The 14,492-nt window shown below is 65.2% G+C and carries 12 protein-coding genes; 4 read left to right on the top strand and 8 right to left on the bottom strand.

The window, feature by feature from the left end; genetic code table 11:
• Positions 1-858: 858 nt before the first annotated feature.
• Complete coding sequence (locus JWP90_RS02640) at positions 859-1,761, top strand: AAA family ATPase (protein WP_297359302.1); 903 nt, start codon at positions 859-861, stop codon at positions 1,759-1,761.
• On the top strand, positions 1,761-2,714 hold the full coding sequence (locus JWP90_RS02635) for a ParB/RepB/Spo0J family partition protein (protein WP_297359295.1): 954 nt from the start codon (positions 1,761-1,763) through the stop codon (positions 2,712-2,714). Before JWP90_RS02640 ends, JWP90_RS02635 begins: the two co-directional genes overlap by 1 nt.
• A gap of 20 nt (positions 2,715-2,734) precedes the next feature.
• Here JWP90_RS02635 and JWP90_RS02630 read toward each other — a convergent pair whose 3' ends face one another.
• The 7 genes from JWP90_RS02630 to JWP90_RS02600 all read right to left on the bottom strand — a co-directional run bounded on the left by JWP90_RS02630 (position 2,735) and on the right by JWP90_RS02600 (position 11,126).
• Positions 2,735-3,688, bottom strand: coding sequence for a D-alanine--D-alanine ligase (locus tag JWP90_RS02630; RefSeq protein ID WP_297359293.1), 954 nt, complete (start codon positions 3,686-3,688; stop codon positions 2,735-2,737).
• Positions 3,689-3,722: 34 nt separating this feature from the next.
• Positions 3,723-5,045 (bottom strand): PLP-dependent aminotransferase family protein, encoded by a 1,323-nt coding sequence (locus JWP90_RS02625; RefSeq protein ID WP_297359291.1) that lies wholly within the window; start codon positions 5,043-5,045, stop codon positions 3,723-3,725.
• A 141-nt stretch (positions 5,046-5,186) separates the two neighbouring features.
• The gene (gene trxA, locus JWP90_RS02620) at positions 5,187-5,510 is read right to left on the bottom strand and encodes a thioredoxin (RefSeq protein ID WP_297359289.1); all 324 of its coding nucleotides are present in this window, start codon (positions 5,508-5,510) and stop codon (positions 5,187-5,189) included.
• Between the two features lie 30 nt (positions 5,511-5,540).
• A complete protein-coding gene (gene trxB / locus JWP90_RS02615; protein ID WP_297359287.1) occupies positions 5,541-6,515 on the bottom strand; it encodes a thioredoxin-disulfide reductase in 975 nt (324 codons plus the stop codon).
• Between the two features lie 185 nt (positions 6,516-6,700).
• Positions 6,701-8,329, bottom strand: a complete 1,629-nt coding sequence (gene murJ / locus JWP90_RS02610) for a murein biosynthesis integral membrane protein MurJ (protein ID WP_297359285.1) — start codon at positions 8,327-8,329, stop codon at positions 6,701-6,703.
• Positions 8,326-10,560 carry a DUF6049 family protein gene (locus JWP90_RS02605; RefSeq protein ID WP_297359284.1) on the bottom strand — a complete coding sequence of 745 codons (2,235 nt, stop codon included), beginning with the start codon at positions 10,558-10,560 and terminating at the stop codon, positions 8,326-8,328. Before JWP90_RS02605 ends, murJ begins: the two co-directional genes overlap by 4 nt.
• 212 nt (positions 10,561-10,772) lie before the next feature.
• Entirely contained in the window at positions 10,773-11,126 is a 354-nt protein-coding gene (locus JWP90_RS02600) for a hypothetical protein (RefSeq protein WP_297359282.1), read from the bottom strand.
• A gap of 124 nt (positions 11,127-11,250) precedes the next feature.
• On the opposite strand from JWP90_RS02600, the gene JWP90_RS02595 reads away from it, so the two are divergent.
• Both JWP90_RS02595 and JWP90_RS02590 read left to right on the top strand, forming a co-directional pair.
• Positions 11,251-11,628: a TraR/DksA family transcriptional regulator gene (locus JWP90_RS02595; RefSeq protein WP_297359279.1), complete on the top strand. Its 378-nt coding sequence runs from the start codon at positions 11,251-11,253 to the stop codon at positions 11,626-11,628.
• A gap of 26 nt (positions 11,629-11,654) precedes the next feature.
• The gene (locus JWP90_RS02590) at positions 11,655-12,170 is read left to right on the top strand and encodes an 8-oxo-dGTP diphosphatase (RefSeq protein ID WP_297359277.1); all 516 of its coding nucleotides are present in this window, start codon (positions 11,655-11,657) and stop codon (positions 12,168-12,170) included.
• Here JWP90_RS02590 and JWP90_RS02585 read toward each other — a convergent pair.
• Positions 12,148-14,307, bottom strand: a complete 2,160-nt coding sequence (locus JWP90_RS02585; RefSeq protein WP_297359275.1) for a DEAD/DEAH box helicase — start codon at positions 14,305-14,307, stop codon at positions 12,148-12,150. The genes JWP90_RS02590 and JWP90_RS02585 overlap by 23 nt on opposite strands.
• Positions 14,308-14,492 lie beyond the last annotated feature (185 nt).

Below are 14,492 nucleotides of genomic sequence, written 5' to 3'. Positions count from 1 at the left end.
CCCAAAAGGCCGAGTGGCGGAAGTCTGGACACACTCGAGCGAGCGACACCTTGTTTCACGTGAAACATCAGACTTGGCGAAGATCTTGACAAGCTCGATCAGGGAAGGTGGGTTTCACGTGAAACATCAGGCTGGCTGCGGTCTCGACGGGCTGCAACGGTGCCCGCGGTCAGTGAGCTACCCAGAAGCGGCCGAAAAAGGGGATCCCGCCAGAGTCGACCGATGGAAGCCCACGCCGACCCGTCATGGCGCCGGAATGAGTGCCGGGATGTCGACATTTTCAATCAACGCAGATCCACGTTCCATAGGTCATCTAGCTCGCCAAGTGAGCGGAGCGGGAGGGTGCGACCGGTCCGGCCCCGTGGGGGTAGCCGAGCGGGAGGGTCGCGACCGGTCCGACCCCGAGGGGCGGGTTTCACGTGAAACATCAGGTGCTCGCGGGATTTCCCGAAGCTGGGTTGCCACCCAGGTCCTTCCGGTCGTCGAAATAGCCCCAGTGGCGGAGCTCGACAAGCTCAATGACCGAGGGTGCGTTTCACGTGAAACATCGGTGCTGGTGTGTATCTTCACAAGCGGATCGCCGGGGAGGTCCTCCAGGTGGTCGAAAGCCCCAGTGACTGATCTCGACCAGCGCGATCGCCGAAGGAGCGTTTCCGGTGAAACGTCCAGCGCGTCGGGGGGTCTCAGCGAGTTCGGTCAGAACGAAGACAGCGCGCCCGGCGCGCTTGGCAGGGCTGGGGGAGGTCCTCCGGTACGGTTGGAACAACGAGAGAACGGAGACCGTTTCACGTGAAACATCCCCAATCTGAACGAGAGCCGGTGAGTAGAACGTCAGTCACAGAAGAGACATCCCCGCTCATGCGGGAGATCCTCGACCTCACCCACCGCCGCAAGAATCTTGCTCAGTCACGCGTTCCTCTGCCCGGAAATACGCGGATTTTCACGGTCTCGAACCAGAAAGGCGGCGTTGGCAAGACCACGACAGCGGTCAACGTTGCCGCAGCTCTCGCCAAATCGGGTGCCCGCGTCCTGGTGATCGACTTGGATCCCCAGGGCAATGCGTCGACCGCGCTCGGCGTTGATCACCACGCTGAGATCCCCAGCGTCTACGACGTACTGATCGACGACTTTCCCCTGGCCGAAGTGGTCCAGAAGAGTCCCGAATTCGACACGCTCTACTGCGCCCCGTCGACCATCCACCTGGCCGGAGCTGAAATCGAGTTGGTCTCTCAGGTCGCACGAGAGCACCGCCTCCGCACTGCGCTTGAACAGTTCGTCGCTGAAGCCGAGACTCCCTTCCATTACGTCTTCATTGACTGCCCTCCGTCACTTGGATTGCTCACAATCAACGCTTTCGTGGCCGCTGAAGAGGTTCTGATCCCGATTCAGGCTGAGTATTACGCCCTGGAAGGCCTCAGCCAGCTTCTCAACAGCATCCAACTGATCCAGAAACACCTGAATCCGCGGCTCAGGCTCTCCACGATCCTTCTGACGATGTATGACGGACGCACAAACCTCGCTCATCAGGTGGCAGACGACGTCCGTGCGCACTTTCCAGCCGAAGTGCTGAAGACCGTGATCCCGCGAGCGGTCCGAATCTCCGAGGCGCCGAGCTTCGGCCAGACGGTAATCAGCCACGATCCGAGCGGGGTGGGATCCATCTCCTACCTCGAGGCGGCAGCCGAAATCGCCAACCGGTACGCCGAATCAACCCAAACACAGCAGAAGACAGCAACACCCATTGAAGGAGCAACAAAATAATGGCTGCGAAACGTACCGGTCTCGGCCGCGGAATCGGCTCACTCATCCCCACAGCGACACAGGAGATGACTGACAACGGGCGACCGGTCGACGTGTTCTTCCCGGACAATGTCAGCGGCCGTGCGAAAGAGGAGCAGCTCGTCGAGGTTCCAGGAGCCCGACTGGTCAACCTCAACCCGAACGACATCGTCCCGAACGCTGTGCAGCCTCGCACCCACTTCGACGCCGATCACCTCGCTGAACTGGTTCACAGCATCCGTGAAGTCGGTGTGCTCCAGCCGATCGTTGTACGTCAGCACGCCACTGAGAAGGGCAAATACGAGCTCATCATGGGTGAGCGCCGGCTCCGAGCGACGAAGGAAGTCGGACTCGACAGCATCCCAGCCGTGATCAAGGACACCGCGAACGAGGACATGCTTCGCGACGCCCTCCTTGAGAACCTTCACCGCTCCAACCTCAACCCACTCGAAGAGGCGTCCGCCTACCAGCAACTCCTCGCAGACTTCGGCATCACCCAGGACCAGCTCGCGCAAAGAATTGGCCGGTCACGCCCACAAATTACCAACACCATCCGGCTCCTTAAGCTTCCGGAAGCCGTACAAAAACGCGTCGCCGCCGGTGTGCTCACGGCCGGACACGCCCGCGCCGTCCTCTCCGTGGGAAACCCCGAGGGGATGCAGCGCCTCGCCGACAAGATCGTCAACGAGGACCTCTCGGTGCGCGCCGCCGAAGCCGCCGCAGCCCAGGGGCTCGCCCCCAAGAAGCCCAAAGCAGCGCAGGGTCACCGCCACGGCCACCTCGATGAGATCGGCGAACGCCTCGGCGACCGTCTCAACACGCGGGTCAAGGTGACGTTGGGTGCAAAGAAAGGCCAGGTCACGATAGATTTCGCGACAATCGGTGACCTCAACAGGATCCTCGGTGAGATCGGTGAGCCCGTCTACGGAGCCTGAGCCCCCGCAAGCGGCGGTGGTTACTCCGTGGCTGCTGCCACGGCCAACGCGCTGTACGCGGAGGCGAGTGTCAGCCCCGCGGCTTCGATCGCCTGAGGGACGAGCGAGGTCTCGGTCAGGCCGGGAAGCATGTTCGCCTCGAGGAACCACACCACTCCCTCGGCGTCGACGATGAGATCGATCCGCGAAAGGTGGCGGAGACCGAGGAGGGTATGCACCTGTACGGCCACCTCAGCGGCTCGCTCGGCGATCTCGTCCGAGAGCCGGGCCGGCGCATAGAACGTCGTCTCACCGGCGTTGTAGCGCGCCTCGAAGCTGTACACGCCCGACAGTGGCTGGATCTCGACCGCCGGTAGAGCGACCGGCCCGTGGCCCGAGTCCATCACGGTGATCGCGAGCTCTGTACCCTCGATCTTCTTCTCGATCAGCGCAACATCCGAGTACGTGTAGGCGTCGACCATTGCGCGAGGCAGATCCGCAGCATCCGTCACGATCGTCACACCCTGCGCAGAGCCGCCTTGAGCCGGCTTCACGACGGCGGCGGCACCGATCCCGTGCAACACCTCAGCGAGGACACCATTGGCGCCCAGCTCACGGAATGTCCCGTTGGGCAGGGTCAACCAGTCCGGTGTTGCGATCCCGGCACGTGAAACCAGCACCTTGGCAGTCGGCTTGAACCAGGCGAGGCCAGCTGCTTCTGGGTGAGAGCCGACATAACGGATGCCACGGGCACGCAGCAGAGCCTGGAGCGCTCCGTCCTCGCCACTGGCTCCGTGGAGAGCCGGCCAGACGACATCGGGGGCTTTCTCGGTCAGGGCAGACAGCAGGGAGGCGTCCGGGTCGCGCAGTGTGACCGTGTGTCCAGCGGCCTGCAGCTCCTCGGCGACCCGGCGCCCCGACCGCATCGACACATCCCGTTCATGCGAGATCCCGCCAGCGAGCACAACGATATCGAGCTTCTTGAATGTAGTCATGATCAGGCCTTTTCTTTGGTCTGTGCGTCGGTAGTCAGGACATGTTCGGAGGGGGTGCGGTGAACTGGCCACGTGATTGTGCAGTCGTCAGTCGGCCCGTTCCAGCGAAGGTGTTGAGCAGGTCCAGTTCCCCGTTGATCACAGTGGCAAGACGACGGATGCCGACACGAATGCTCTCCGGCGTCGGATAACAGAACGACAAACGCATGTTCCTGCGGCCGTCACCGTCGGCGTAGAAGGCCGTCCCAGGGGTGTAGGCGACCAACTCCTTCACCGCGCGCGGCAGCATCGCCTTGGAGTCGAGACTCTCAGGCAGGGTGAGCCACACGTAGAAGCCACCTGTGGGATTCGTCCAGGTGAGATCCGGCAGGTATTCGCCGAGCGCCGACAACATCGCTTCTTTGCGTTGTTTGTAGACGCCTCGGAACGTGTTGATCTGACCCTTCCAATCCGCCTGGTCGAGATACTGCGAGATCACGAGCTGACTGAACGACGACGGGCACAGGATCGCCGCTTCGTTGGCGAGGATGAGCTTCTCGCGGATCGCGTGCGGGGCGAGTGCCCAGCCGACCCGGAAACCCGGTGCCAGAGTCTTCGAGAAGGTGCCCAGGTAGACGACCCCGTCGCTCTCGAGTGAGCGCAGCGCCGCTGGGGGCTTCTGGTCGAAGTAGAGCAGGCCGTATGGGTTGTCCTCGAGCACCAGGATGTCGTTCTCCCGCGCGATCTGAAGGATTTCACTGCGCCTGGCCTCAGAGAGCGTGACGCCGGCGGGGTTGTGGAAGGTCGGGATCGTGTACAGGAACTTGATCTTCTTGCCATCGGCTTTGAGTCGCGCGATCTGTTCACGCAGCGCCTCCGGGATCAACCCGTCGTCGTCCATGGCAACATGGTTGACCTGCGCCTGGTAGCTCTTGAAGATGACCATCGCGGTGACATAGCTCGGTCCCTCGGCGAGAACAACGTCACCCGGGTCGATGAAGAGTTTGCTGAACAGCTCGAGCGCGTGCTGGCTTCCCGTCGTGATCACGACGTCGGAGGCGCTGCCCTGGATGCCTTCAAGCGCCATTACCTCGAGGGTCTGCTCACGCAGCTTCTCGACACCCTGTCCTGAGCCGTACTGCAGTGCGACAGGCCCCTGTTCGCGCATGACGCGACTCATGGCATCCGTCACCAGATCCTCGGGGAGGGCAGACACGTAAGGCATCCCTCCGGCCAGAGAGACGACCTCTGGGCGGCTGGCGACGGCGAACAGTGCACGGACCTCGCTGGCGGCCAACCCGGCCGTGCGGGCGGCGTATGCGCCGTACCACGGGTCGAGATTGTTTCCGGATGCTTGGCGGTGGACTGGTTCTGACACTGTTCTTCCGTTCCTGGTTCCTACTTGATGTTAGCTGGGTTGGGGTGATGCCAATTGCGGCGGCGTGGCTCCTAGCGCCTGTTAAACGAGAAACGACCCGCCCGGCGTGTGCCGGACGGGTCGATATCGAGGGTCGTCGGGCTACGCCAGGAAGGCGGCCAGGTCGGCCTCGAGGGCTGCTTTGGGCTTGGCGCCGATGATGGTCTGTGCCACCTCGCCACCCTTGAACACCTTGAGCGCAGGGATCGAGGTGATCTGGTACTGCATGGCGAGGCCGGGGTTCTCGTCGACGTTCACCTTGACGATGTCGAGCTTGTCGATGTTCTCGGTGGCGATCTGGTCGAGGATCGGCGACACCATGCGGCAGGGACCGCACCATTCGGCCCAGAAGTCGACGAGGACCGGGCGGGCGCTCTGCAGAACCTCTTTGTCGAAGGTGCTTTCGGATACGGCGCGTGCTGACATGGGTTATCTCCTTTGTGGATGGATCGAAGTTTAGACGGATGCCGCGACAGCTGCCGCGATCTCCGGGTTGTGGTTGGCTTCCTGCTCGAGGCTGGCGAGGAAGTGTTCTGCGTCGAGTGCGGCGACGGTACCCGATGCGGCGGCGGTGACCGCCTGACGGTAGGTCGGGTCGATGACGTCACCAGCGGCGAAAACACCGGGCAGGTTCGTGCGCGAGGACCTGCCGTCGACCGCGATGGTGCCGTCCTTCGTGAGCTCGAGCTGCCCGTGGAACAGGTGTGTGCGCGGGTCGTTGCCGATCGCGACGAAGAGGCCGCCGAGTTCGAGGTGGCTCTCGGTTCCGTCGACGGTCGACTTGAGCGTGACACCGTCGACGGCGTTCTCACCGGAGATGCCGACGACTTCGGAGTTCCAGATGAACTCGATCTTGTCGTTGGCGAAGGCGCGGTCCTGCATGATCTTGGACGCCCGGAGGGTGTCCTTGCGGTGAATGACATAGACCTTGGACGCGAAGCGGGTGAGGAAGGTTGCCTCTTCCATGGCTGAGTCGCCGCCGCCGACCACCGCGATCGTCTTCTGCTTGAAGAAGAAGCCGTCGCACGTGGCACACCACGAAATCCCGCGGCCGGAGAGGCGCTCCTCGTCGGCGAGTCCCAGCTTGCGGTACGCGCTGCCGGTTGCGACGATGACGGATGCCGCCTCGAAGTCGCCCGAGTACCCGGTCTTCACGGTCTTGACCTCACCCTCGAGCGAAACCTCGGTGACGTCGTCAAGGATGACCTCGGTCCCGAAGCGTTCCGCCTGCTCCTGGAACTTGGTCATGAGTTCGGGACCCTGGATTCCTTCAGGGAAACCGGGGTAGTTCTCGACCTCTGTCGTGTTCATCAATTCACCGCCGGCTTCGACGCTCGAGGCGAGAAGCAGCGGGTTGAGGTTGGCCCGAGCCGCGTAGATAGCGGCGGTGTAGCCGGCCGGACCGGACCCGATGATGATGACGTTGCGCACAGAAGCTCCTTGGAAAATGTCAGTCGCTGAGTGGAACACATCTTAGTTCGACGATATTCCTCGCGGGATGTGTGCCTCGCGTTGAAGCACAGGGCTCGCCGGCGCGGTGGCACGGCCGGCGTGGGTTCCAGCGCGCACGTGCCAGGCAAATCGGCCCGCGAGCGGCCCCAGGACGCTCCGATGGATCAACGGCGGCGCAGGCGTCGCGTGATCGGGGCGATCGCCTCGCGCAGCTCTGGTGAGCGCATGGCGATCAGGGTGCCGACATAGACAAAAGACATGACGGTGGCGACGACAGCCATGGTCACCAGGGCGCCGATGACGGAGGCAAGGGCCCAGCCCCCTGTGTAGCCTCCCAACAGCCAGACGAGCCCGCCCCCGACGAGAACGGCGGGGACCGCCGCGGCCGAGTAGATGACCAGGCTCCGCACGATGCGGGCGATCTCAAGACCCGAGATCCGCCTGCGCAGGAGGATGCCGGCGGTCACCATCTGCACAACGATCGAGATCGACATCGAGATGGCGAGCCCGATTCCGATGTACCGGAGCGGCAGCAGCGAGCACACCAGGGCGAGGGTGATGTAGACCGCGACCTGGACGAGGGTGAAGAAGAACGGGGTGCGGGTGTCCCCCAGGGCATAGAAGGTGCGCTGGAAGACGAACAGCACGGCGAACGGCACGAGGCCGATCAGGTAGGCGATGAGCACAAATCCCATCGCCGCCGTGTCGGTGAACGCCGCGGTGAACAGACTGGCGAAGGGGAACGCGAGCACGATGAGCCCTGCGGTGGCGAGCACGATGAAGAGGGTGATCTGGCGGATGGCGGCGGAGACATCCGTTTTCAACTCTTCAGCACGGTTCTCCCGCACGTGCTCTGCGAGTCGCGTGAAGTAGGCGGTGGCCACCGACAGGGTGATGACGGAGTGCGGCAGCATGAAGATCAGCCAGGCGTTCTGCAGCGTCGCTGTTGACGGCCCGTTTCCTGATGCGATCAGGGCGACGTTGCTCTGGATGAGCCCGGCAAGCGTCGTCAGAGCGAGCATCGCGAATGACCAGCCGGCCAGTTTGCCCGTCGCCCGCAGGCCGATGCCGCGCCAGCGGAAGTCCGGTCGGTAGCTCAGTCCGATCCGCCGCCAGAAGAAGAAAAGAACGAGCGCCTGCATAGCCACGCCGAACGTCGCTGTGCCGGCCAGCAGCATGATCATGTCTGGCGTCCACTCGGTGACGAGCCGGTTCCCGTTGGGGTCGGCACCGAAGAAGAGGATGAAGAGAACCAGTCCTGCCATGGCGACGACGTTGTTGATCACCGGCGCCCAGGTGAACGGCCCGAACAGCTTGTGTGCGTTCAAGATCTCGCCGAGGACCGTGTACAGCCCGTAGAAGAAGATCTGCGGAAGGCACCAGTACGCGAACGTGATCGCAAGCGCCCGCGCCTCAGGGTCGAGGCGAAAGGAGTAGAGGTGAACGAGGTACGGGGCGAGGACGACGGCGAGGGCTGTCGCTGTGAACAACACGACGAGCGTGATGGTCAGCAGCTTGTTCACGTAGGAGCGCCCGCCGTCGGCGTGCACGATCGAGCGGACGATCGATGGCACCAGGATCGCGCTGAGCACGCCGCCCGCGATGATGACATACAGAGTGTTCGGCAGCTGGTTGGCTACCCCGAACGCGTCGGCGCTCTTGCTGCTGACCAGACCGATGGTGGTCGCGAGCAGCATCGCCTTCACAAAGCCGAGGATGCGCGACACCATGGTCCCGGATGCCAGGAAGATGCTGGCCCGTCCGATGCTCTCGCTTTCGGTCGTTTTCGTCATCGCTCCCCCGCGTCCACGCTGTCGATCGCTGTGGCATCCGTGCCGGTCGCGGCACCGTCGTCGGATGGTTGACGCCGGTCGGCTCGGCGCTTGTGCACCGTGCGGATCAGTCCTCCGATGAACAGGAGGGTGACGAGCGTAACGAGGACGGCAGCGCCGATGCCCTCCCAATCCGCGCGCACGGTGACCGGGACGAGCGAGCTTTCGCCGATCACGGCGCTTTGGGGTGAATAGAGCTGCAGACGCACCGAGACGTCGCCGTTGCCCAGTCGGGCCTCGACGGGCACCCGCACCGACTCACGCGCGTTCGCCGCGATCTTCTGGGTGACGCTCGAGTCGACGCTGAGCTTCAGGCTCGAACTGGACGCCTGCAGGACCACCGTCACCGGCAGGTCGTATTCATTCCGTACCGAGAATGGAAGCGATGACTGGTTGCTCACCATGAGGATCGGGCTGGTCGCGGTGATCGATACGGACTGGAGGGTGGTCGTGGTCGCGGTGTCGTGAGCGTTGATGGCGCTCGTCCAGCCGTCGGTGTCCGAGCGCCAGCCGACGCCAAGCAACGAGAGAATCTCGGCGCGTTCGCGGCCGGTGAGCAGTTCCGGCTCGTCGAGCAAGGTGGAGAACTCAGCCAGGCTCGCTTCACGGGTGTGCAGGCGTTTCGCAACGGCAAGGCGATCGGGTGCCTGCGGTGCGTCGATGATCGTCACGGCAGTGGGCTCTTCCATGACCGCTGCGCTCAGCACCGTCGCGGCGACGGCCGGCATGGCAAGCAGCCCCGTGATCGCGTCGCTCAGGCGGGATCCCGACAACGGCCATCCGCGGTCCAGTGTGAGCAGGAGCGTGCGCTCAGAGGCGTCCTCCTCGGAGGCGAACACCATCAGCTGGCTGGCGAGGTCGGCGAGGGCATCCAGTTGCTCGTCAGTGGTGACGGCGGTGACAGCGTCGCGCAGCGCCTCGGATGCCCCGGCGTCCGAAACGAGGACGGATGTGTCACCCGCGGCGCCGGCAGCCCCCAGGGTGTAACCCTCTTGAGCGGTTACATTGCTGGACGATACGACGGTGGTGGTGGCGCCGGATGCGGTGAACACCGGCAGGTCAGCGACCTGGACCGTGTCGTCAGCCGGCCACACGATTCCCGTCGTTGTGTACGGCCACTCCGTCAGCTCAGCGAGTGTCGGCAGTGTCGGCTCTGCGGGCCCCTGGTTCGGCGACGATGTCGCCGTCGGGTCCGGTGTGGGAGTCGGTTCAGTGGGCGTGGCCGGGTTGTTGGGGTCGGTTGGGTCACCCGGAACCGCGGCATCGGCGAAGTTCTCCGGGTCCAGGCTGTACCGGAGCGAGATGGGATTCAGCAGCCCAGGCAGACCGGCCTGCGCCTGGACGGATGCGTCGGCGTCAGCGAATTGGAGGGGGAACGTCTCATTGGTGGCGCGGCTGAGGCGGTCGAGCCAGTTCACGGCTGACGCGGGCGCCGCGCTGCCCAGGGCGCGGATGGACGCGATGATCATCGGATCGATTCCCAGCGCGACAGGGCGGTCGATCAGCCCATCGAGCTGGCGGGTGAGCACGCCGGTCGGGGACGTGTAGAGCGCAAGGGCGTCGCCACCCAGAAGCCCGGTCGTCCCTGGCGGCGCGGTGATCGGAGCAGCCACCGCGACGCCGAGAGGGCGGTGGGTGGCATCCGGCGTGTGGACGATCGCCTCCGATGCGCCCACAACCGTGTTCCCGCTCGTGTAGCTCGCGTCGAGGGGGTACGCGCCCGCTTCGGCAGGCAGGCCGAGCAGAGCGGCGCTGACCGTGATCGGTGTGGCGGTGTGGCGCGCCCCCGGCTCGAGCACCGGAACGGGCACGCTCGTCAGTAAGCGATCGCTCGAGAGCTTGCCGGTCCCTGCCAGCCAGTCCGCCAGCGCTGTGCGCGACTCGATCGGCTCGATGCCGGACTCGAGCACGAGGTTCCCGGCGGGCAGCTCTGCCGCGGTGGAGTTGTCGATGGTCACTGTGAGCGTCATCGCCTCATCGGCGGTGAGGAAGCTCGCTGACTGGCTGACTTCGACCGTGATGTCCTCGATGGGAGCAGCGGCTGGTGCGGAGGCAGGTGCGGCGTGGTTCGTCACGGGGCGCGGTGAGGTGCTGTCGACCGCTGCGGCACCCGTCCCGGCGCCAAGGGACACCAAGCCGACTGCGGTGGCAGCGAGCACACGCAGCGTCTTCGGAAGTCGGTTCTTGGTCATAGGCTCTCGCTGGCTCGGGGCCTCGCCAGCATGAGACCTGATTCTACGGGGGGACGCTGGGCGGATGCCGCCAGCCACTCCGCGCAGCCGCCGGCCGGGTGGTCATTCACGCCCGCCGCCCTCACCCGCTCAGGTGATCCTTTGTCCAGCGAGTCCGATCGTGGAGCATGCCGCGGCGGGAATGCACCCGGTCCTGAACCACCCGGAGGGTGTTACAGTCCGATCTCGCCGATCATGGTCCAGACTGTGCGTGTGAGGTCCGGGTGCTCGAGCGCGATCTCCCTGAGAAGGTCGTACTCCAGCCGGGCGACGTTGTGGCGGTGGGTGTCGGCATCCGGTCGGTTGCTCCGAGCGGCATACCGGGCCATCGTGTACTGAGTGGTGAGGCCGCGAGCGTCGAGGGCGTCGGCCCTCAACTCGTAGACCACGAGCTCGTCGACGGTCGGCAGGTCGTGGATGAAGTCATACGGGTCTTCACCCGCTCGGCAGCGGTGCTCGATGATCACGTCGAGTTCGTCGCGGGCGTATCGGCGCATGCGGTCGAGGTCGAATGGTGTTGTGGTCATGTCGGCCCCTTCCGGATCGCGCTTGATGACCGTTAAAGGGTACGCCTACTCCCCCGCGGGAGCAGAACGGGCAGCGCGCCTGCGCAATTCAGGGAAAACTATGGGCCGCGTGCAACGATGAGTCATGGAAAACTCACGGTTGAGCACGGCAACACTGGAACATTTCCGGGCTGTTCTTGAAGAGCAGCGCGCTGAGTTGCTGCGGCAGCGGGAGAATCACGAGATTTCGCTGGCAGAGGTCCGAGTCGCACGGGACGGTGAGTCCGATGACGAGCACGACCCCGAGGGCCCCACGATCGCCTCCGAGTGGTCCAGACTCACCGGTCTCCAGGAGGAAGCGGCTCGGCAGCTCGTCGTGCTCGACAAGGCACTCGCCCGTGTCGATGACGGCAGCTTCGGGATGTGCGCACACTGCGGCAAGCCGATCGGCCGCGCTCGGCTCGACGCCCGGCCCGCCGCCGAACTGTGCATCGATTGCGCTCGGCTCGCCGAGAAGCGCTGAGCCTCACAGCGGCGTACGCTCGCAGAATGACCACCGCGCTCCCCGACCTCCCTCAGGTCTGCGTCTGCTACATCCTGCGCGAAACCGGATCAGGTGGTTACGACGTCCTGCTCGGCGAGAAGAAGAAGGGCCTCGGCCTGGGAAAGATGGTCGGACCGGGCGGAAAGCTCGAGCCAGGCGAATCGCCGGAGCAGGCCGTCGTGCGTGAGGTGCTTGAGGAGTCGGGCCTGCACGTGCGCCAGGCGGACCTCACGCCGCTGGGACGCATCCGTTACGAATTCCCGGATCGGCCGGCCTGGAGTCAGATCTCGTGGGTGTTTGCGACGCAGGTCTGGCAAGGCGAGATCGTCGAGTCCGATGAGCTTCTGCTGCGCTGGCACCGGGCCGACGACATCCCGTTCGACCGCATGTGGGACGACGCGAAACACTGGCTCCCCGCAGCGCTCGACGGCGAATACTGTGAGCGCCGCTTCGTCTTCGGTCCTGACCTGTCGACGGTGGTCGCCGGAGACGTGCCCGTTACGCCTGCACGGCGAGGCTGAACGGAAGCACAGCGGATGCGCCGGCGCCGCGGAGCAGACGGCCGGCGACAGTGATCGTCCAGCGGCTGTCGGCCAGGTCGTCGACCAGCAGAACGGGGCGACCGCGGTAACCCTCGATGGCGGTTACGAGCTCAGGGTCAAGGCCGAACCGGTCCCAGACGCTGGCGAGACGGTAGGCGCTGTTGCCGCCGGGTTCGCCGGACGGGCCGCCGTTCACGAGGCTGAGCGTGCCGAGGTAAGGCAACCGGCCGACGTCGGAGAGGGCACGGGCGACCGAGTCGATCAGTTGAGGTCTGTGCCGCGATGGGACGCTCACGACGGCGGCCGGCCGTTCCTCCCAGCCCCACTCCGCGAGCACTCGGATGCAGGCCTGGACAAGCGCGTGGCTGGCAGGGGCGTCCGGGGTCCCTGGCGAGAAGAGGTCACGGAGCGTTCCACCCCAGCCGAGGTCGGTCAGCCGGGCAAGGGCTCGCCCTGCTTCGACCCTGTCTGCGGGAGCAATCTTGCCCTTCACCGGCACGCTGAGCTTGTCCGCTCCGGTCGGCCACTGGGCGCGGGGCTCGATGGCCACGCCGACCCGGCTGAGAGACTGCCGCGCCTGGCCCGATGCCTCCTCACCCACGTCGCTCGGGTACCAGGCCGGCTGCCCGGCCGCAGCGGCGCAGCTGTCGCATCGACCGCAGGGCACGGCGGTGTCGTCGTCGAGAGCCCGCTGGAGGAATTCCATGCGGCATCCAGAGGTGCGCTCGTACTCGAGCATCGCGTTCTGCTCCTGCACGCGCGCCGCGGCGATGCGTTCGTAACGTTCCGCGTCGTACACCCACGGTTTGCCGGTCGACACCCAGCCGCCGGTGACCCGCTGCACGGCGCCATCGACGTCGAGCACCTTGAGCAACAGTTCGAGCGGTGTGCGCTTGAGGTTGACCCGTGCCTCCAGGGCAGGCGTCGACAGTGGGGCACCCTCGAAGGCGAGCTCCTCGATCACGGCGAGGGCCTTGTGCTCGTTCGGCATCGACGAGGTGGCGAAGTACTGCCAGATCGCCTCATCCTCGGTACCGGGAAGGAGCAGCACATCGGCGCTCGCTGTCTTTCCCGCTATCTTCGCGGCGCGGCCCGCCCTGCCGACCTGCTGGTAGTACGCGACGGGCGAGGATGGTGCTCCGAGGTGGATCACGAAGCCGAGGTCGGGTTTGTCGAAACCCATGCCAAGGGCGCTCGTCGCGACGAGCGCCTTGACCTGGTTGTTTTTGAGCGCTTGTTCCAGTCCTTCCCGGTCGCCGGCATCCGTTCGACCGGTGTACGCCTGCACCTCGTGCCCAGCCTCACGGAGCAGCCGCGCGGTGTCTTCGGCTGCGGAGACGGTCAGCGCATAGATGATGCCTGAGCCGGTCAGGTCGCCGAGGTGGCTGAGCAGCCAGCCGAGGCGCGCGCCGGCGTCTGGGAGACGCAGCACTCCGAGTCGGAGGGATGCTCGCGCCAGCGGCCCACGGATCGTCACGACAGGTGCGCCTCCTGCGTGCTCGAGCTGCTCGGCGACGTCGGTGACGACCCGGGAGTTCGCGGTTGCTGTGGTGGCCAGCACGGGTACGCCGTGCGGCATCTCAGCGATGAGGTCGCCCAGGCGCCGGTAGTCCGGCCGGAAGTCGTGACCCCAGTCTGAGATGCAGTGGGCCTCATCGACGACGAGCAGGCCCGTGCGCGGGATGAGCTTGGGCAGCTGGTCCTCGCGGAAACGGGGGTTGTTGAGCCGCTCGGGCGAGACAAGGAGCACGTCGACCTCGTCGTTGTCGAGTTTCTGCAGCACATCGCCCCACTCGTGCGGATTCGCGGAGTTGATGGCGACGGCGCGCACTCCTGCGCGTGCGGCGGCTTCGACCTGGTCGCGCATGAGGGCAAGCAGGGGCGACACCAGCAGGGTCGGGCCTGCTCCCCGGCGGCGCAGCAGCAGGGTGGCGACGAAGTAGACAGCGGACTTGCCCCAGCCGGTGCGCTGCACGACCAGAGCGCGTTGTCGGTCGGCCACGAGCGTCTCGATCGCTTCGAACTGGCCCTCGTGGAAGTCGGCGTCTGGCGAACCGACGAGGGTGCGCAGGATCTCGAGGGCGTTAGCGCGGGTGTCGGTACTGGTGTTCGTCATGTGCCCAGCTTCGCAGGTGCTCCTGACAGGCCGCATCCGCCCCCGGCGGAGCGGACCCGGGGGTGACATTGCTACGCGCGGGTGCCGTTTCGGCAGCGTGAAGCAAAAGGGCGAGCGCGAACCGCGCCGGGTGCTCACGGAGCCGGAGTTTTGTGAGCATAGCTCCGCCAATCCGGCCGTGATCG

Origin of the sequence: Mycetocola sp., from assembly GCF_025464835.1 — a bacterium.
Classification (GTDB): domain Bacteria; phylum Actinomycetota; class Actinomycetes; order Actinomycetales; family Microbacteriaceae; genus Mycetocola_A.
The sequence above is the reverse complement of the archived record's forward strand: the minus strand, read 5'-3'. Positions and strand labels throughout refer to the sequence as shown.

Bases quoted from the DNA above. Each gene is read 5' to 3' on its own strand.
- JWP90_RS02640 (WP_297359302.1), top strand. From the start codon at position 859: ATGCGGGAGATCCTCGACCTCACCCACCGCCGCAAGAATCTTGCTCAG.
- JWP90_RS02635 (WP_297359295.1), top strand. From the start codon at position 1,761: ATGGCTGCGAAACGTACCGGTCTCGGCCGCGGAATCGGCTCACTCATC.
- JWP90_RS02630 (WP_297359293.1), bottom strand. From the start codon at position 3,688: ATGACTACATTCAAGAAGCTCGATATCGTTGTGCTCGCTGGCGGGATC.
- trxA (WP_297359289.1), bottom strand. From the start codon at position 5,510: ATGTCAGCACGCGCCGTATCCGAAAGCACCTTCGACAAAGAGGTTCTG.
- murJ (WP_297359285.1), bottom strand. From the start codon at position 8,329: ATGACGAAAACGACCGAAAGCGAGAGCATCGGACGGGCCAGCATCTTC.
- JWP90_RS02605 (WP_297359284.1), bottom strand. From the start codon at position 10,560: ATGACCAAGAACCGACTTCCGAAGACGCTGCGTGTGCTCGCTGCCACC.
- JWP90_RS02600 (WP_297359282.1), bottom strand. From the start codon at position 11,126: ATGACCACAACACCATTCGACCTCGACCGCATGCGCCGATACGCCCGC.
- JWP90_RS02595 (WP_297359279.1), top strand. From the start codon at position 11,251: ATGGAAAACTCACGGTTGAGCACGGCAACACTGGAACATTTCCGGGCT.
- JWP90_RS02590 (WP_297359277.1), top strand. From the start codon at position 11,655: ATGACCACCGCGCTCCCCGACCTCCCTCAGGTCTGCGTCTGCTACATC.
- JWP90_RS02585 (WP_297359275.1), bottom strand. From the start codon at position 14,307: ATGACGAACACCAGTACCGACACCCGCGCTAACGCCCTCGAGATCCTG.